15 protein-coding genes are annotated in these 17,861 nt (G+C 65.1%); 5 read left to right on the top strand and 10 right to left on the bottom strand.

The genetic code is table 11. The features are described 5' to 3' along the window. Positions 1-83: 83 nt before the first annotated feature. Together cls and sbcB are read left to right on the top strand one after the other, a co-directional pair. Complete coding sequence (cls, locus tag ACPEE1_RS11685) at positions 84-1,538, top strand: cardiolipin synthase (RefSeq protein ID WP_182341606.1); 1,455 nt, start codon at positions 84-86, stop codon at positions 1,536-1,538. Between the two features lie 53 nt (positions 1,539-1,591). Continuing rightward, positions 1,592-3,049 (top strand): exodeoxyribonuclease I, encoded by a 1,458-nt coding sequence (gene sbcB / locus ACPEE1_RS11690; protein WP_423932731.1) that lies wholly within the window; start codon positions 1,592-1,594, stop codon positions 3,047-3,049. Positions 3,050-3,060: 11 nt separating this feature from the next. Here sbcB and ACPEE1_RS11695 read toward each other — a convergent pair whose 3' ends face one another. Both ACPEE1_RS11695 and ACPEE1_RS11700 read right to left on the bottom strand, forming a co-directional pair. Further along, positions 3,061-3,717 carry an N-methyl-D-aspartate receptor NMDAR2C subunit gene (locus ACPEE1_RS11695; RefSeq protein WP_423932734.1) on the bottom strand — a complete coding sequence of 219 codons (657 nt, stop codon included), beginning with the start codon at positions 3,715-3,717 and terminating at the stop codon, positions 3,061-3,063. Positions 3,718-3,746: 29 nt separating this feature from the next. Continuing rightward, positions 3,747-4,976, bottom strand: a complete 1,230-nt coding sequence (locus tag ACPEE1_RS11700; RefSeq protein ID WP_423932736.1) for a nucleoside recognition domain-containing protein — start codon at positions 4,974-4,976, stop codon at positions 3,747-3,749. Between the two features lie 254 nt (positions 4,977-5,230). Between ACPEE1_RS11700 and ACPEE1_RS11705 the strand changes: the two genes are divergently transcribed. Further along, positions 5,231-7,135 (top strand): propionate--CoA ligase, encoded by a 1,905-nt coding sequence (locus ACPEE1_RS11705; RefSeq protein WP_423932738.1) that lies wholly within the window; start codon positions 5,231-5,233, stop codon positions 7,133-7,135. A gap of 68 nt (positions 7,136-7,203) precedes the next feature. Beyond that, positions 7,204-7,872: a pyridoxamine 5'-phosphate oxidase family protein gene (locus ACPEE1_RS11710; RefSeq protein ID WP_347707636.1), complete on the top strand. Its 669-nt coding sequence runs from the start codon at positions 7,204-7,206 to the stop codon at positions 7,870-7,872. A 65-nt stretch (positions 7,873-7,937) separates the two neighbouring features. On the opposite strand, the gene ACPEE1_RS11715 is transcribed toward ACPEE1_RS11710, so the two are convergent. From ACPEE1_RS11715 to mnmC, 8 genes are all read right to left on the bottom strand, one after another. Further along, positions 7,938-8,330 (bottom strand): antibiotic biosynthesis monooxygenase family protein, encoded by a 393-nt coding sequence (locus ACPEE1_RS11715; RefSeq protein WP_423932741.1) that lies wholly within the window; start codon positions 8,328-8,330, stop codon positions 7,938-7,940. A 63-nt stretch (positions 8,331-8,393) separates the two neighbouring features. Next, complete coding sequence (fdxA, locus tag ACPEE1_RS11720) at positions 8,394-8,723, bottom strand: ferredoxin FdxA (protein ID WP_021025807.1); 330 nt, start codon at positions 8,721-8,723, stop codon at positions 8,394-8,396. Positions 8,724-8,840: 117 nt separating this feature from the next. Then, positions 8,841-10,202, bottom strand: coding sequence for a sulfate adenylyltransferase subunit 1 (locus ACPEE1_RS11725; RefSeq protein WP_423932744.1), 1,362 nt, complete (start codon positions 10,200-10,202; stop codon positions 8,841-8,843). Beyond that, positions 10,202-11,134: a sulfate adenylyltransferase subunit CysD gene (gene cysD, locus ACPEE1_RS11730; protein WP_116923949.1), complete on the bottom strand. Its 933-nt coding sequence runs from the start codon at positions 11,132-11,134 to the stop codon at positions 10,202-10,204. The genes ACPEE1_RS11725 and cysD overlap by 1 nt, the downstream gene beginning before the upstream one ends. A 50-nt stretch (positions 11,135-11,184) precedes the next feature. Further along, positions 11,185-11,823 carry a phosphoadenosine phosphosulfate reductase family protein gene (locus ACPEE1_RS11735; protein WP_423932746.1) on the bottom strand — a complete coding sequence of 213 codons (639 nt, stop codon included), beginning with the start codon at positions 11,821-11,823 and terminating at the stop codon, positions 11,185-11,187. Further along, a complete protein-coding gene (locus ACPEE1_RS11740) occupies positions 11,820-12,221 on the bottom strand; it encodes a DUF934 domain-containing protein (protein WP_116923947.1) in 402 nt (133 codons plus the stop codon). The genes ACPEE1_RS11735 and ACPEE1_RS11740 overlap by 4 nt, the downstream gene beginning before the upstream one ends. Positions 12,222-12,239: 18 nt before the next feature. Then, positions 12,240-14,039 (bottom strand): nitrite/sulfite reductase, encoded by a 1,800-nt coding sequence (locus ACPEE1_RS11745; protein ID WP_423932750.1) that lies wholly within the window; start codon positions 14,037-14,039, stop codon positions 12,240-12,242. Between the two features lie 335 nt (positions 14,040-14,374). Next, positions 14,375-16,405 (bottom strand): FAD-dependent 5-carboxymethylaminomethyl-2-thiouridine(34) oxidoreductase MnmC, encoded by a 2,031-nt coding sequence (gene mnmC, locus ACPEE1_RS11750; RefSeq protein WP_423932752.1) that lies wholly within the window; start codon positions 16,403-16,405, stop codon positions 14,375-14,377. Positions 16,406-16,530: 125 nt separating this feature from the next. On the opposite strand from mnmC, the gene ACPEE1_RS11755 reads away from it, so the two are divergent. Next, entirely contained in the window at positions 16,531-17,844 is a 1,314-nt protein-coding gene (locus ACPEE1_RS11755; protein WP_423932755.1) for a glutamate carboxypeptidase, read from the top strand. The last annotated feature ends 17 nt before the right edge of the window (positions 17,845-17,861 follow it).

Genomic DNA, 17,861 nt, shown 5'->3' on the forward strand with positions numbered 1-17,861 from the left:
CGCTCCATGCGGCTGTTTTTTTGCGCCGGGCTGTCACGGTGGCAGGCTACACTGGGCAGTCCCCTCAACAGGAGCGCGCTGCTGTGGCGTCCCTCTCTCCGTATCTGACCAAGGAAAATATCTTCGCGGTGCTGTCCGTGATCTGGCCGATTTACCTCGGGGTGGTGGGTATCTGGATTCTGATGCAGCGCCGCGCGCCGGTGGCCACCTTGGGCTGGCTGCTGTCCATGGGCTCCTTGCCCGTGGTGGGGCTGATCGTCTACTACTTCATCGGCCCGCAGCGCATGAAGCGCCAGCGCATCAAACGCCTGCGCGCCCGCAACAAAAACCATGTGCGCGAGACCACGCGCCGCATCCGCGACGGCCAGCCCGAGGCCCCGGCCCAGCTGCGCGAGATGGTCAAGCTGGTCGAGGCCACCTGCGGCTTCCCGATCACCTCGGCCGAAAGTGTGGAGTTGCTCAGCGGCGGCGCGGCCACCTTTGACCGCATTCTGGAAGACGTCGCACAGGCCCGCCACCATGTGCATCTGGAATACTATATTTTCGAGCCCGACCAGACCGGCACGCGCCTGCGCGATGCGCTGGTCGAGCGGGCCAAAGCGGGGGTCAAGGTGCGCATGCTGGTCGATGCGCTGGGCTCCAAGCGCGTCAACCGCAAGTTCATCGCGCCCTTGCTGGCAGCGGGCGGCGAGTTTGCGGTGTTCCACCCCACTCGCATCGGCAGGCGTCTGCGCCCGGTAATCAACTTCCGCAGCCACCGCAAGATCCTGGTGGTAGATGGCCAGATCGGCTTTACCGGCGGCGTCAATATCACCGACGAAGAAGACCGCCGCGTCAACACCAACGCCTACCACGATGTGCACCTGCGCATGGCGGGGCCCATCGTCACCTGGCTGCAGACCACCTTCTTGGAAGACTGGGCCTATGCGCTGGAAAAGTCGGCCCAGGACATGCCTGCCAACCTGGACTTGCTGCTGCCCGATATGCCCGATGGCCGCCACGCGATGCAGCTGGTGAGCTCAGGCCCGGACAACCCGACCGAGCCCATCCACCGCGCCCATGTGGCCGCCATCCAGTCAGCCACCGTGCGGGTCTGGCTGACCACGCCTTACTTTGTGCCAACCGAGCCGGCCATGTATGCGCTGACCAGCGCCGCGCTGCGCGGCGTCGATGTGCGGCTGCTGGTGCCGGAGAAATCCGATTCGATCTTTGTGACGGCCGCTGCCCGCTCGTACTACGAGGAGCTGATCAGCGCCGGCGCCAAGGTCTACGAATACAGCGCGCGCATGCTGCACTCCAAGACCTTGGTGGTCGATGACAACCTGACCATCATCGGCACGGCCAACTTTGACAACCGAAGTTTTCGCCTGAACTACGAGGTGTGTGCGATTGGCTACGGGCCGGAGCTGAACGCCCGGCTGCAGGACCAGTTCAACACCGATCTGATGCGTTCCAAGCAGGTCGCTTCGCGCCGCAAGCAGCGCTTTTTGCCCCGGCTGGGTGATTCGATCGCGCGCTTGTTCTCGCCGCTTCTGTAGTTGCGGGCCCACGTTGCTCTGCGGCAGTGACCGGAGCAGGCATACTAGCGGGCATGCAGAACTTCTCGTCCGCCTCCGCCAGCTTTTTCTGGCATGACTACGAAACCTTTGGCGCCGTGCCGCGCCGTGACCGGCCGGCGCAGTTTGCCGGCATCCGCACGGACATGGACCTCAACGAGATCGGCGAGCCGGTCATGCTGTACTGCCAGCCTGCGCTCGATTACCTGCCCAGCCCCCAGGCGAGCCTGATCACCGGCCTCACGCCCCAGCACTGCCTGGAGCAGGGTGTGCCTGAGCACCAGTTTGCTGCGGCCGTAGAGGCCGAGCTGGGCCGCCCGGGCACCATTGGCGTGGGCTACAACACCATCCGTTTTGATGACGAGGTGACGCGCTACATGCTGTGGCGCAACCTGCGCGACCCCTATGCCCGCGAATGGCAAAACGGCTGCGGCCGCTGGGATCTGCTCGATGTCGTGCGCATGGTCTATGCGCTGCGCCCCGAAGGCATCCAGTGGCCCCAAAAAGATGATGGCTCGGTCAGCTTCAAGCTCGAAGACCTGGCCCGCGCCAACGGCATCCTGCATGAATCGGCGCACGATGCACTGAGCGATGTGCGCGCCACCATTGGCCTGGCGCGCCTCATCAAGCGCCTGCAGCCGCGCCTGTTTGATTTTGCGCTGGGTCTGCACAAGAAGGACCGTGTGATGCAGGAGCTGGCCCTGCCAGCCACCTCCGCCAATGCCCGGCCTTTTTTGCATGTCTCGGGCATGTACGGGGTCGAGCGCGGCTGCATTGCCGTGGTCTGGCCGCTGGCCCAGCACCCGACCAACAAGAACGAGGTCATCGCCTGGGATCTGGCCCAGGACCCCAGCCACCTCGCTGAGCTGTCGGTCGACGAGATGCGCCTGCGCATGTTCAGCGCAGCTGCTGATCTGCCCGAAGGCGTGACGCGCCTGCCGATCAAGACGGTGCACCTGAACAAATCGCCGATGGTCGTCAGCAGCCTGCGTACGCTCAGCGCCGAGCAGGCCGCCCGCTGGCAGATCGACATGGACCAGGCCCTGCGCCATGCCGCGATTGCCCGCGATCTGCCCGATATGAGCGCCACCTGGGCTGCCGTGTTTGACCGCCCACCGCTCGAGGGTGTGGATGTGGACCAGGATTTGTACAGCGGCTTTATCGGCCAGGCCGACCGCCGGCGCCTGACCCAGCTGACGACCATGCACCCGCAGGAGCTGGCCGTTGCCAAGCCCGGTTTTGACGATGAACGACTGCATGAGCTGCTGTTCCGCTACCGGGCGCGCAACTTTCCCGATTCGCTCAACCCAGAGGAGCAGCAGCGCTGGCTGGAGCTGCGCGTGGCCTTTTTGCAAGAGGGCTTGGGCGGCGCGCGCACGGCCGAGCAGATGTTTGCCGAAATCGACCAGCTGTCGGAGACGGCCGATGAGCGCGCCGAAGAGCTTTTGGGCGCACTCTACGACTGGGCCGATGCGATCATGCCCGATGCCTGAGCGGCATTGAATCAGGCTATCGCCAGCGCCAGGGCCTGCTCCAGGTTCTGGCGCGCCTGCGCCTCCAGCCGGGCCCGCATGTTCGCCGTCTGGTAAATCGCCGGGCGCTGCCAAAAGCTGCGCAGCACCGCCTGGCGGCGCAGCGCATAGTCGGCAGCGGGCACCCAGGCATATTCGGCCTGGATCTGCGCCTGGTACTGCGCAAAACGCGCGGCTGGCGCGCCCAGGATAGACAGATCTATATCGAGCATCCAGGCGCTGTCTGCCGGCAGCGGCGCTTGCGCGGGCTGGAAATGGCAGGTGGCCATGACCAGTGCATCCACCCGCTGCACGGCATCGGGCGCGGCACCGGCTGCCTGCATCACCGCTTGCGCCCAGTTGGCACTGCGCAGTTCATTGTCCTTGGCCTGCGGGTCATAAATCGCGTCGTGAAAGCACAGGGCCAGTGCCAGCTCTGCCGGCTGCGCTATCTGCGGGCGCAGCTGCTCGAGCCATTGCAGACATTCGGAAATATGCTGCAGGCCGTGGTAATGGCGATCCGGCCCGGTATGCGCTGCCAGCAGCTGGGGCAAGGCGTTGGGCGCAGGGGTCAGGCCCAGATCCTGCCAGGCCCGTTCCCAAGCGGCGCTGAAGATCTGGGCATCCGAGGCGCGTGCACTGCTTGCCATGACCACTCCTTGAGGCATGCTTCCCGCCATCAACCAAAGAACTGGTAGCAGACCACAATGGCGGCCACCACGCCCGAGAACTCAGCCAGCAGCGCGCAGGGCACCGCATGGCGCGCGCGCTGGATGCCGACCGCGCCAAAGTACACCGCCAGCACATAGAACGTGGTCTCGGTGCTGCCCTGGATGATGGCAGCGGCCAGCGCCGGGAAGCTGTCCACGCCATGGCTTTGCATGGTCTCGATCAGCATCGCGCGCGCGGCGCTGCCCGAGAAGGGCTTGACCAGGGCAGTAGGCAGCGCATCGACAAAGCGCGTGTCCATACCGCTCAGATCCACCAGCCAGCGGATGCCGTCGAGCGCATAGCCCAGCGCGCCCGAGGCGCGAAAGAGCCCCACGGCGCAGAGCATGGCCACCAGGTAGGGAAGCAGGCCCTTGGCGACATCAAAGCCTTCCTTGGCGCCTTCGATAAAGCTCTCGTACACGGGCACCTTGCGCAACGCGCCCACCACGACAAACAGTACCACCAGGCCAAACAAGGTGAGGTTGCCCAAGAGGGAAGACACCTGCGCCATGGCCGTGGACGTCAAGGTCGCCAAAAAGGCCATGAATCCGGCCAGCACCAGGCCGACCGGCAGCAGATAGGCCAGCACCACCGGGTGCGACAGCGGCAGGCGCTGCACGATGGCCACCGACACCAGGCCGACCAGCGTCGAGACCGAGGTGGCCAGCAAGATCGGCAGAAACACCAGGGTTGGGTCGGGCGCGCCTTGCTGCATGCGGTACATGAAGATGGTCACTGGCAGCAGGGTCAGCGACGAGGCATTGAGCACCAGAAACAGAATCTGCGCATTGCTGGCGGCCGTGGGCGAGGGGTTGATCTCTTGCAGCGCGCGCATGGCCTTGAGGCCAATGGGGGTGGCTGCGTTGTCCAGCCCCAGCGCGTTGGCAGCAAAGTTCAGCGTCATCAGGCCCAGCGCCGGGTGGCCGCGCGGCACATCGGGCATCAGCCGGGCAAACAACGGCGCAAGCCAGCGGGCCAGCATATCGACCAGGCCGGCCTTTTCCGCAATCTTCAAAAAGCCCAGCCACAGCGTGAGCGTGCCAAACAGCAGCACCATCACCTCGACCGAGAGCTTGGCCATGGCAAACAGCGCCTGCACCATGTCGCCAAAAATCTGCGCATTGCCGCCCACCAGCCACTGCGCGAACGCGGCCAAGGCCGCCACCACAAAAAAACCCAGCCACAAGCCATTGAGCATGGGACATCCTTCGTCATCCGGCGCGCCGCAGCACCGGGGCGGTGCGCCATGCCGCTGATTGTGCGCGATGCCGCAGCCTGCCCGGCGCTGGCCCATGCGGAAACTGGGCCAGGTGCTGCAAAAGCCTCTCTGGGCACCCCGCGCTTATGCGGGAAAACCACAGGCATGCGGGCTGCAGCCCGCACCCGTTTGTCAGCGCGATGCAAGGCAAAGGGAAATAATGGCTGCACAACAAAAGATGGAGACAGACTTCGATGAGCCGTTTTGCCGACTTTTACGCCCGCTCGATCCACGACCGCGACGCCTTCTGGGCCGAGCAGGCGCAGCGCATCGACTGGCATGTGCCGCCCCAGCAGATCTGTGACTACAGCAACCCGCCATTTGCGCGCTGGTTTGTCGGCGGCCAGACCAACCTCTGCCACAACGCCATCGACCGCCATGTGGCCGAGCGCGGCGACCAGGCCGCGCTGATCGCGGTATCGACCGAGACGAATACCGAGCGCAGCTACAGCTATGCCGAGTTGCACCGCGAAGTGCAGCGCATGGCCGCAGCGCTGCTGGCGCTGGGCGTCAAAAAGGGCGACCGGGTGCAGATCTATATGCCGATGATTGCCGAGGCCGCCATCGCGATGCTGGCCAGCGTGCGCATCGGTGCCATCCATTCGGTGGTGTTTGGCGGCTTTGCCTCGGGCTCGCTCGCCACCCGCATTGACGATGCCCAGCCCACGGTCATCATCAGCGCCGATGCCGGCTCGCGCGCCGGCAAAGTCGTGCCCTACAAGCCCTTGCTGGATGAGGCCATTGCGCTGGCCCGCCACAAGCCGCAAGCGGTGCTGATGGTGGACCGGGGCCTGGCTCCCATGCAGTGGGTCGCTGGCCGCGACCACCGCTGGGCCGATCTGCGTGCCCAGCACCTGGATGCCCAGGTGCCCTGCGAATGGGTGGAGGCCACCCACCCCAGCTACACGCTCTACACCAGCGGCACCACCGGCAAGCCCAAGGGCGTGCAGCGCGATACCGGAGGCTACACGGTGGCGCTGGCCGCCAGCCTGCCGGCGATCTTTGATGCAAAGCCCGGCCAGACCTTTTTTTGCACCAGCGATATCGGCTGGGTCGTGGGTCACAGCTACATCATCTATGCGCCGCTCATCGGCGGCATGGCCACCCTCATGTACGAAGGTGTGCCGCTGCGCCCGGACCCGGGCATCTGGTGGAGCCTGGTCGAGAAATACAAGGTCACGCACATGTTCTCGGCGCCCACCGCGATCCGTGTGCTCAAAAAGCAGGACCCGGAGTACCTCAGCAAGTACGACCTGAGCAGCCTGCAGGCGCTGTGGCTGGCCGGCGAGCCGCTCGATGAGCCCACAGCCAGCTGGATCAGCGGCGCCATCGGGCGCCCCATCATTGACAACTACTGGCAGACCGAGACCGGCTGGCCGATCCTGACGCTGTGCAACGGCGTCGAGCCCCAGCCATCGCGCTTTGGCAGCCCGGGCAAGGCCGTGTTTGGCTACCACATCAAGCTGATCGATGGCGAGACCGGCGCCGAGCTGGCCCTGCCGATGCAAAAAGGCGTGATCGCCATCGAAGGCCCCTTGCCCCCTGGCTGCCTGATGACCGTCTGGTGCGATGACCAGCGCTTTGTCAACACCTACTGGAAGAGCATTCCAGGCCGCCTGGTCTACAGCACCTTTGATTGGGGTGTGCGTGACAAGGACGGTTACTACTTCATCCTGGGCCGCACCGATGATGTGATCAATGTCGCCGGGCACCGCCTGGGCACACGCGAGATCGAAGAGAGCATCTCCGGCCACCCCGATATTGCAGAAGTTGCCGTTGTCGGTGTGGCCGATGCCTTGAAAGGCCAGGTCGCGCTGGCCTTTGCCGTGCCGCGCAGCAATGCGGTGGCGGGCGACAGCGCCGCCTGCAGCGCGCTGGAAAAATCCGTCTGCAACCATGTCGATGCCCAGCTCGGTGCCGTCGCGCGGCCAGCGCGCGTCTACTTTGTCGCCACCTTGCCCAAGACGCGCAGCGGCAAACTGTTGCGCCGCGCGCTGCAGGCGGTGGCCGAGAAGCGCGACACGGGCGACCTATCAACGATGGAAGACCCGGCAGCGCTGCAGCAGGTGGTGGCGGCGATGGCGGCGGCTGAGCGCTAAGGCGAGTCTCCAGCAAGAGCGCCTTGCGCGCTCCTTGGAGGCTGTCTGGGCACGCATCCAATGGGGTTGTGGACGCATTGAATCAACGCGTACCCTCCAGCCCGGATTACAGCTGGCGCGCCAAGCCAGCACAGGCAGACCCTGCAAGCGCCGATCTGATGGAGGGTATTTGCCTTACATGGGATGCGCTGACCCGTCGATACAGTGAAATTTTCCAATTTGACAGGAGTTGCGCCATGGCCCAAGAAAATCCGCGTGAAAAATTGTGGGAACTGATCAAGGACATTCGCTTTGCGATGATCACGCACCAGCATGAACATGGCAGCTTGCATGCCGCGCCGATGACCACGGCCAACAAAGAGGGCATGAACGAGGATAAAAATCTGTATTTCTTGTTGGGTAGGGATTCCGATTTGTCCCGGTGCCTGAGCACCTCCAGCGCCATTAATGTGTCGTACGCCGATCCCAATAAGGACAGCTATGTTTCCGTATCGGCAACGGGGTCCATCAGTGACGATCTGGCGCTGAAAGAGCAGTTGTTCAGCCCGATGGCCAAAGCATGGTTTCCCGATGGCCCGTCCGACCCCAATTTGCAGATCCTGGTGGCGCGGGTTGATTTTGCCGAATACTGGGATGTGAAAGAAAACAAGCTAGTGCAGCTGTTCAAGATGGCCAAATCAGCGGTGACCGGTGAACGACCCGATGGCATGGGCGAGCACCGCGAGATCAAGCTGTAAATCTCGGGCCATCGGCTCCAACTGCATGCCCTGCACCATGGCCCATGGCGCAGGGCATGCCTCGTTCAGGCTGCGCTGGCGTGCTGCATGCCATAGGCCCGCTCCACCTTCGCCACCCGCACCTGGTAATGCGCATACCAGCGCTCGGCGCCCATGCGCTGGGCAACCAGGTGGTCGCTCTGGGCCTTCCAGCGGCGGATGTCGTCCTCGGTCTGCCAGTATGACACGGTAATGCCCAGGCCGTCGCTGCCCCGGGTGCCCTCAGCGCCCAAAAAGCCGGGTTGTTGCTCGGCAAGCAGCACCATCGCATCGGCCATGTCGGCATAGGGCTGGTGCTCGGTGTCGGTGCGCTGCGAGGTGAAGATGACGGCGTAGTACGGAGGCTGGGGGGTGTTGGCAAAGGCGGCGCTGTGCATGGCGGTGGTCTGGGTGGGCGCGAACAACAAAAAAGCCAGCATGGAGGCTGGCTTGGCGGGTTCAGGGTGCGGGCATCACAGCCTAGAATCCCTGCATTAGCTGGCTCAGCGGATCAAGTCCTTGAGCTTATCGGGCTGGCCGTTGGCCTCGTCGGCACCTTCCATCGGCGCCTTGCGCTTGGTGATGCTCTTCCAGCCATCGGCCAGTGCCAGCTCGGCATTGAGCTTGATGAAGGCCAGCTGGTCTGCGGGCACATCTTCCTCGGCGTAGATGGCGTTGGCAGGGCACTCGGGGATGCAGACGGCGCAGTCGATGCATTCGTCCGGATCGATGGTCAGGAAGTTCGGGCCTTCGCGGAAGCAGTCAACAGGGCAGACGTCCACACAATCGGTGTATTTGCACTTGATGCAGTTTTCGGTGACGACGTGGGTCATGGAATGGTTTTCGCCAGTGATTCAGACAAACAAACAGCGGAGGATTTTACGGTTTTTGTGCACAAGCACCTAGCCGACCTCCGAATAACGTGGTTTTTAACTGCGGGACTGCTGGCTTTACTCCACCAGTACCGCAGCGGCCGTGCTGTTGGAGGCCGTGTCCACGAGGATCAAGGAGCCCAGCTCACGCGAGCGCACAAAGGCCGCTGCCGGAATCGCTTCTTGCAGGCTGATCTCCACCCGGCCGATGGCATTGGGTTCGAGCTGCTCGGCGTCCTGGCGCTCCAGGGTGTTGATATCCAGGCGATTGAGCACCTTGCGCACCTTGGCCTTGATCCAGCGGCGGCCATGCAGCGCCCAGTAGACGCGGCCGGCCAGCAGGGGTTCATTGTCCATCCAGGCGATGGTGGCGGTGATCTCGCGCGTTGCCGGCCAGGCAGGCTGCTCGGCGGGGGTGTCAAAGTCATCGTCGGCGGCATTGGTCGCAGCCGCTGCCGGGGCCGCAATGATCCAGTCGCCGCGCGAGACATCGACCTCGCGGTCCAGCACGATGCCGGCGCTCTGGCCTGCGCCGCGTGCGATGGGCTTGCGGGTGTGGTCCAGCACTTGGGCCACGCTGGCGCGCTGGCCGCTGGGCAGAATCTGCACCGCAGTGCCGGGCGCGACATCGCCAGTGCCCACACGGCCCCAGAAAATGCGGCGGCCCTGGTGAGTGTCGGCCGAGGCGGAGAACTTCTCCACCCACTGCACCGAAAACGCCAGCGGTTGACCGGCATCAGCCGGCGTGGTCGGCAGCGTCTCGAGCAGCTCCAGCAGGCTCGGGCCCTGGTAGCCGGCCCAGTCGGGGTGCGCGGTCACCACGTTCCAGCCCTTCAGGGCCGAGACGGGAATAGTGGCTGCCACGGTGATGCCGGCCGCCTGGGCGAAGGCGGCCAGCGCATTGCGGATATTGGCAAAGGCCAGCGCCGGGTCGGCCACCGCGTCGAGCTTGTTGACCGCAAACACCAGCGAGTGCACGCGCAGCAGATGGGCCAGCAGGCTGTGGCGGCGGGTCTGGGGCAGCAGCGCGAGCTGCGGGTTTTGCCAGTCCAGCTTGGTGGCATCGACCAGCACCACGGCCGCGTCAGCGCTCGATGCCGCGGTCACCATGTTGCGGGTGTACTGCTCATGGCCGGGCGCATCGCCAATGATGAACTTGCGCGTTTCGGTGGCGAAGTAGCGGTAGGCCACATCGATGGTGATGCCTTGCTCGCGCTCGGCGGACAGCCCATCGGTGAGCAGGGCCAGGTCGGTCTCGCCGCTGCGCTGCACGCCGGCGAGCTGGTCTTGCAGCACCGATTTGCTGTCGACCAGCAGGCGGCCGATCAAGGTGGATTTGCCATCATCGACCGAGCCGCAGGTGATGAAACGCAGCGCCGATGCGGTGTGCAGGTGGTCTTGGGCAGGGATGCGCACGGCGGTCAGGGTATCGGTAGTCATCAGAAGTATCCGTCTTTCTTGCGCTTTTCCATCGAGGCATCGCTGGTCTTGTCGTCCATGCGGGTAGCACCTCGCTCGCTCACATCGGCGGCCAGCGTCTCCAGCACGATGTCGTCGGCCGAGGCGGCATCGCTGCTCACCGGGCAGGTACAGGTGATGTCACCGACGGTGCGAAAGCGCACGGTGCGGCTCTCGACCGTTTCGCCGTCGCGGGCGGGGGTGAGCGGCGTGATAGGCACGAGCAGGCCCTTGCGCTCGACCACATCGCGCTGGTGGGCGTAGTAGAGGCTAGGCAGCGCGATGTTTTCGCGGGCAATGTACTGCCAGACATCGAGCTCGGTCCAGTTGCTGATCGGGAACACGCGGAAATGCTCGCCCGGGGCCAGGCGGGTGTTGAACAGGGTCCAGAGCTCGGGGCGCTGGGCCTTGGGCTGCCACTGGCCAAAGCTGTCGCGGTGGCTGAAGATGCGTTCCTTGGCGCGGGCCTTTTCTTCGTCACGGCGGGCGCCGCCAATGAGCGCGTCAAAGCGGAACTCCTCGATCGCTTCGAGCAAGGTCACCGACTGGTGCACATTGCGCGATTCGCCGGGGTGGGCCAGACGCACGGTGCCGCGCGCCATCGAGTCCTCGACGCTGCGCACGATCAGATCGGCACCCAGTTCCTTGGCGCGCAGATCGCGGAAATCGGTCACTTCAGGGAAGTTGTGGCCGGTGTCGATCATCAGCAAGGGGTAGGGGATGCGGCCGGCGCCAAAGGCTTTTTCGGCGCATTTGAGCATGACCAGCGAATCCTTGCCGCCGGAAAACAACAGCGCAGGGCGCTCAAAGGCGGCGGCGACTTCGCGCAGGATAAAGATGGTTTCTTCTTCCAGCGCATCGAGGTGCTGGTTGCTCAGGTGGTTGAGCACATCGGTTTCAACACGGGCGTTCATATCGGATGGACTTTCTTGTCGGGCGGGCTGCATGCGGTCAGTGGGCGATATCAGTGCGCAATGTGCAGGCCGCATTCGCGGTTGTCTTCGCCCTTGGTGGGATCCACATAGTCGAAGTTGTTCGGCAGACCGTGTTGTTCGCAGTAGTCGTACAGATCCTTGGACGACCAGTGCAGCAGGGGCGCGACCTTGATGAGGCCATCGGGGTTCAGACTGACCGGATCCATCTGGGCACGCACGGCCGTGTCGGTGGCGCGCAGCGCGGTGAACCACACGCGCGGCTGGGTCTCGCGCAGCGCGCGGGCAAAGGGCTCGAGCTTGACCTCTTCGGTAAAGGCGGCGTGGCGCGGGTCATCCAGCGCGGGCGTGGCGCCTTCGACGGCTTCACGGTGGGCGCGCGAGCGGCGTGGCAGGTAGATCTGCAGGTTCAGCCCCAGCTGGCGCGTCACCTCGTCGGCAAAGCGGTAGGTGGCCTCGGTGTTGTAGCCGTTGTCCATCCAGACCACGGGCACATCGGGCTGGACCTGGCTCACCAGGTGCAGGATCACCGCTTCAAAGGGGCGGAAATTGGTGGTCACGATGCTGGTCTGGCCCAGCGACAGCGCCCAGCGCACCAGGGCTGCGGCGTCCTTGCCCAGCTCGGCATTCACGCGGGCCAGTTCTTGCGGGGTGAGGGTGGTCGTGCTCATGCGGCAGCCTGGTCAAAATGGGGCTTGGCTTCCACGTCGCCTTGGTAGAACCCGGCAAAACGCTCGAACTGGCGCGCAGCATCGGCCACGTCCACGCCTTCCTTGAGCACCGCGCTGCTGAAGCCGGTGCGGTGCATCTGCACCAGCTGGTCGATCAGCACATCGCCCAGCGCACGGATATCGCCCTTGAAGCCACGGCGGCGGCGCAGCAGGTAGGCCTGGCTGAACGCACGGCCATCGGTGAACGCGGGAAACTCGAGGTCAATGCGCGCCACGCCATCGAGTGCCACCTGCAGCGCATCGGCATCGTTGGCCAGCAGCAGCACGCTGCGGTCGCCTTCGCCGGCGGGCTGGTGGTCGCCGGCGGCCAGGATCTGGAAATCGTTCGGAATGCTCATCGTTGTTCTGCTCAATGCTCAGGCTTGGGTGATTTCTGCGGCGGTGTCAGCGGCTTCGGGCAGGCGGGCAGACTTGCCCGCTTCCTTGAAGGGATCCAGGCCCACGCGGCGCACGGTGTCGATAAAGCGCTCGCCGTTGCCACGCAGATCGCGGTAGGTGGAGAGGACTGCCTCGATCACCCCAGGCACTTCGGCGGCGCTGAACGAGGGGCCAATCACCTTGCCAGCCTGGGGCGCGCCCGACAAGGTGGCACCATCGGAGCCGCCCACGGTGATCTGGTACCACTCCTTGCCGTCCTTGTCGACGCCCAGGATGCCGATATGGCCGCTGTGGTGGTGGCCGCAGCTGTTGATGCAGCCGCTGATATGCAGGTCGATATCGCCAATGTCGTCGAGCTCGTCCAGATCCTGGTAGCGCTCGGTGATGGCTGCTGCAATCGGCAGGCTGCGGGCATTGGCCAAGGCGCAGAGGTCACCGCCGGGGCAGGCGATCATGTCGGTCAGCAGGTCCACATTGGTGCTGGCCAGGCCCAGGGCCTTGGCCTTCAGCCACAGGTCATGCAACTGGCTCACATGCACCCAGGGCAGCACCACGTTCTGGTCGTGGGTCACTCGGGCTTCGCCGGCTGAGAACTGGTCCACCAGCTGGGCCAGCGCATCGAGCTGCTCGCCCGAGGCATCACCCGGTGCCTGGCCGACGCGCTTGAACGACAGCACCACCGCGCGCAGCTGCGGGTTTTGGTGGGCGCGCACATTGCGGCTCACCCAGCGGCCAAAGGCTGGCTCACGCACGCCTTGCTCGGTCAGCTGGTGCTTGGCCTCGGTGGCGTTGACCTGCGGATAGCCCGACAGGTCCGGTGCCACAAAGCAGGCCGCCACGCGGTCAAACTCGGCCTGGGGGATGGTGTGCGGGCCGCCATCGACCTCGACGATCTGGCGGAACTCTTCTTCCACCGAGTCGATATAGACCTGGCCTTCAGCCTTGACCAGGATCTTGATGCGGGCCTTGTACTTGTTGTCACGGCGGCCGCGCTCGTTGTAGACGCGAACAATCGCCTCGATGTAGTTGAGCACCTGGTTCCAGGGCAGAAACTCGCGGATCGGAGTGCCAATGACGGGCGTGCGGCCCATGCCGCCGCCGACAAACACCTTGAAGCCGATCTCACCGGCTTCGTTCTTCGTCAGATGCAGGCCCACATCGTGCCAGCCAGTGGCGGCGCGGTCTTCTTGCGAGCCGCTGATCGCAATCTTGAACTTTCGCGGCAGGAAGGCGAACTCGGGGTGCAAGGTGGTCCATTGGCGCAGCACCTCGGCGTAAGGCCGGGGGTCGACCAGCTCGTCCACCGCCACGCCAGCGAGCGCATCGGTGGTCGTGTTGCGGATGCAGTTGCCGCTGGTCTGGATGCCGTGCAGGTTGACGCTGGCGAGCAGGTCCATCACATCGGCGGACTTGGACAGCGGAATCCAGTTGAACTGCACATTGGTGCGGGTGGTGAAATGCGCGTAGTGGGTGGGCAGGTAGGTGGTGCCCATCGCGCCCTGGGTCTTGAGCGCATCCTGGTAGAGCTGGGCGTCGGGCGCGTCGTACTCGCGGGCAATGCGGGCCAGCACGCGGATCTGCGCGGAGTTGATCTCGCCATAAGGCACTGCCACCCGCAGCATCGGTGCGTAGCGTTGCACATACCAGCCGTTTTGCAGACGCAGCGGGCGGAATTCTTCTTCACTCAGCCGGCCCGTCTCCCAGCGTTGGAGCTGGTCACGGAACTGGTCGGCTCGGGCCTGGACAAACTGGCGATCAAATGGGGTGTATTGGTACATCGTGGTGCGGAAGTTGCAGCTACCGAGCCCTGGTGTGCCCGCTGCCCCAATGGCGGCGGAGCTGGGCTGTTGCGATGTACTGTAAAAAAATTTCATATAAACTCAAACTACATTTTTCTCAGTCCTGTATGACATTGAGTTATATGAAAATGGCAAATGCTAGTGAGCAAATCGCATATGGGACGCTGTAGGGCGCCCCAAAGACAGGGCGGAGCGGAGGTGGCGTCTGCTCCGCCCCTCACTCTAAAAAGGCATAGCGGGCACCGCAGGCCACCCCATGGACAGGGCGTAGCGAAGACGGCGTTCGCATTCGCCCCTCCCGCTAAAGCGCTCGCTTATTTGCAGTAGCGGTCGCTGGCCAGCGCCAGGGCCAGCGGATTGGGCAGTGGCAAGGGCTCGGCATGCAGACGGGCGGCCAGCAGCTCGGCGCAGAGCAGCGCCCAGGTCAGACCGCGCGACCCCATCGCCGTGGCGACCCAGGGGCTGGCCAGGCCTTCAGGCAGCGTGTGCAGCGCCTGCAGGGCCTGCGTGGGCAGCAGCGGGCCCACCAGCGGCAGCCGGTCGGTCGATGCGCAGCGCAGCTGGGCCCAGTGCTGGGCGCGCGCAAAGGCCTGCGCATCAGGCCGGTGGCCTTCCGGCAGCAGGGTTTGCAGCTTGGCCCCGTTACCGGCATGCGCTGTGGCGGCATCCTCGGCCGACGGCGGCAGTGCGGATTGGCCACGCTCAAAGCTCGATCCCATGACCCAGGCCGCGTCTGCATCCTGCCCAATGCGGAAATAGGGCACCCAGCTGCCATGGCCGTTGACGGGTTGGTGGGCCGCGGGCGCCTGGCCTTCGGCATAGCGGCCCCAACTGACCTGGCCCCGGATGGTTTGCAGCGCCTGGGCGGCGGCCAGGCTTTGGCCGTTGATGCGGATGCTGGCCGATTGCGGCCCGGCGCAGAGGACGACCAGATCGGCCTGCGCCCATTGCTGGCCTTGGCCATCGCTCAGCGACCAGAGCGGCTGGCCCTCGGCGGTCTTCAGCGCGTCGAGCGCCTGTACCTGGGCATCGCCGACAAAATGGATGCCAGGGTGGTCCAGCAAGGCCTGCACCAGCGCGGCCGGCCGCAGCCAGCCGCCGCGCGGGTGCCAAAGCGCGGGGGTATCGGCCGGCAAGCCCAGCACTTCGAGCGTGGCGGCGCTGGCCTCTTCACTCCAGTCGGCCGCCGGCGCGGCCAAGGCGTCCTTCCAGGCAGGAGGCCGTTCATGGGCGCTGCGGCGGGTGGGCACGGCCGCGGGGCTGTCGCTGTGAGCAGCGGTTTCATCGGGCGGCGTGGCGAGTTGCCTGCGCTCCAGCACCCCGGTCATCTCCCAATCTTGCCCTGCTTGCAAGAGCTGCTGCAAGCATTGCAGGCTGCAGCGCTGGCCGGCGCGGGTGATGCGCGAGAGGGGGCTGTCGTCGCTGCTGGTATGGGGCGCAAAAATGCCAGCGGGCAGCGCAGAGGCACCGGCGGCCGGATGGCTGGCGGTATCGAGCACGGTGACCTGCCAGCCGCGCAGCGCCAGCTGGCGCGCGCAGGCAGCTCCGGCAATGCCGGCGCCGACAATGGCCGCGTGCCCACCGCCGCCCGCCAGCCGCGCTGGCAGGGCCTGCGCGCCCAGCGGCCACAGCGGCGCCTTGCGCGGCTCCCACTGGGGGGCAAAGGTCGCCTGCAGGTTGTCGCGCTTGGGCGGCACGCCCGGCACCTTGCGCACCGCAAAGCCGCACTGGGCCAGGTCGCGGCGCAGTTGGGCGGCAATGGTCCAGGTCGCCAGCTGGGTGCCGCGCCGGGCGCAGCGTGCCACGGCCTTCAAGCTGTGCAGGCTCCACATATCGGGGTTGCGCGCAGGGCTGAAGCCGTCCAGGTAGATGCTGTCTGCGACCAGCTCCTGCTGGCGCAGCATGGCCTGGCTGTCGCCAATCAGCAGGCTGAGCAGCACCCGGCCACCGGCCAGGCGCAGGCGGTGCACGCCCGGCAGCAGCCCCCACCACTGGGCGGCGAGTTCTTCGGCCAGCGGCAGCAGATGGGGAAACTTGCGCGCCTGCGCCAAGAGGTCGGCCGCTGCGATCGGAAAGGCCTCGGTCGAGACAAAATGCAGCAGGCCCGGGCGGGCCGGGTCTTGCTGCCAGGCATGCCAGGTGACCAGAAAATTGAGCCCAAAGCCAAAGCCGGTCTCCAGAATGCGCCATTGCGGATGGCCCGCCCAGGCCTGGGGCAGGCCGCAGCCGGCCAGAAACACCTGCTCGGCCTGGGCCAGTGCATGGGCGGCTTCGCTGTGGTAGCGGTCACCAAAGCGGGGGCTGTAGGGCGTGCCGTCGGCCATCCATTGCACGGTCTCAGTCATGGCTTGCAAAGATTATTTCTCAAAGAAGGGGGATTGTAGGGAGTTCAGTCCCAGCGCGCGGCGCAGCATTCCCTGGATGGCGGTTTTGTGACAATTTGTTGTTAAACCCGTACTATCATGGCTCCATGCCTGATCGACCGTCTGCCCGTTCTCTTGCCGCTCACTGCTTGTGGCTCGCGCTGGCCTGTGCTGCACCCGTCCACGCCCAAACGCAAGCCCACATGCCCGCCCAGGCCCAGCCTGCCGTCTATGCCGCTGCGCAGGCAGAGCAAACGCCGATGCTGGCGACCTTGAAAAACCTGGTGCATATCGAATCGGGCAGCCGCGATTATGGCGGCGTGAGCTATATCGCCCAGGTGGCGGCCGAGCGGCTGAAAGCACTGGGCGGCGAGGTGCAGATCATTCCGGCGACGGATGTGGTGCGGCTGGAAGATACGCCCGAGCAAGTCGGCCCTATGGTGCAGGCCATCTTCAAGGGCCGGGGGCAGTCGCGCATCATGATGATTGCGCATACGGACACCGTCTACCAGCGCGGCGATGTGGACAAGCAGCCGTTCCGCATTGAGGGCGATCGCGTCTACGGCCTGGGTGTCGAGGACGAAAAGCAGGGCGTGGCGCTGGTGCTGCACAGCATCGCGATGCTGCAAAAGGTGGGCTATGACAGCTTTGGCGAGATTACCGTGCTGTTCAACAGCGACGAGGAGATCAGCTCGCCGGGCTCGCGCCGGCTGATCAGCGCACTGGCGCGCGACCAGGATGCCATTTTCTCGTTCGAGAGTGGCGGCCTGCAGGGCAGCCTGCACCTGGCCACCAGCGGCATTGGTGCCATGTTTTTGGATGTGCAGGGCAAATCGTCCCACGCCGGTGCCAAGCCGGAGGCTGGGGTGAATGCGCTCTATGAGCTGTCGCACCAGCTGCTGCAGATGCGCGATCTGTCGCAACCCGACAATGGCCTGAAGCTGAACTGGACCATCGCGCAGGCGGGCACCAGCCGCAATGTGGTGCCGCCGCATGCGCAGGCGCAGGCCGATGTGCGGGCGCTGCGGGCGCAGGACTTTCAGGCGCTGCAGGATGCGGTGCAGGAAAAAATCAAGAACCGCCTGCTGGAGGGCAGCCAGGTGACGGCCCGCTTTGAGCTGCGCCGCCCGCCGATGCAGGCGAGCGACGCCGCACGCCGCATCGCCGCGCAGGCACAAACCATTTACCGCGAGGAGCTGGGCTTGCCGCTGCATGTGAACGACGTAGCACTGGGCGGCGGCACCGATGCCGCTTTTGCCGCCCTCAACACCCGGGGTGGCGTGGTCGAGGGCATGGGCGTGTGCGGCTATGGCGCGCATGACATGTATGGCGAATACATCCTGCTGGACTGCATTGCGCCGCGCCTGTACCTGGTGGCGCGCATGGTGATGGCGCTGTCGGAGCCGCCGACCGCACCCTGATCGCCGGGTTCCAAGCA

It is taken from the genome of Comamonas sp. 23 (assembly GCF_049601575.1).
GTDB classification, from domain to species: domain Bacteria; phylum Pseudomonadota; class Gammaproteobacteria; order Burkholderiales; family Burkholderiaceae_C; genus Comamonas; species Comamonas squillarum.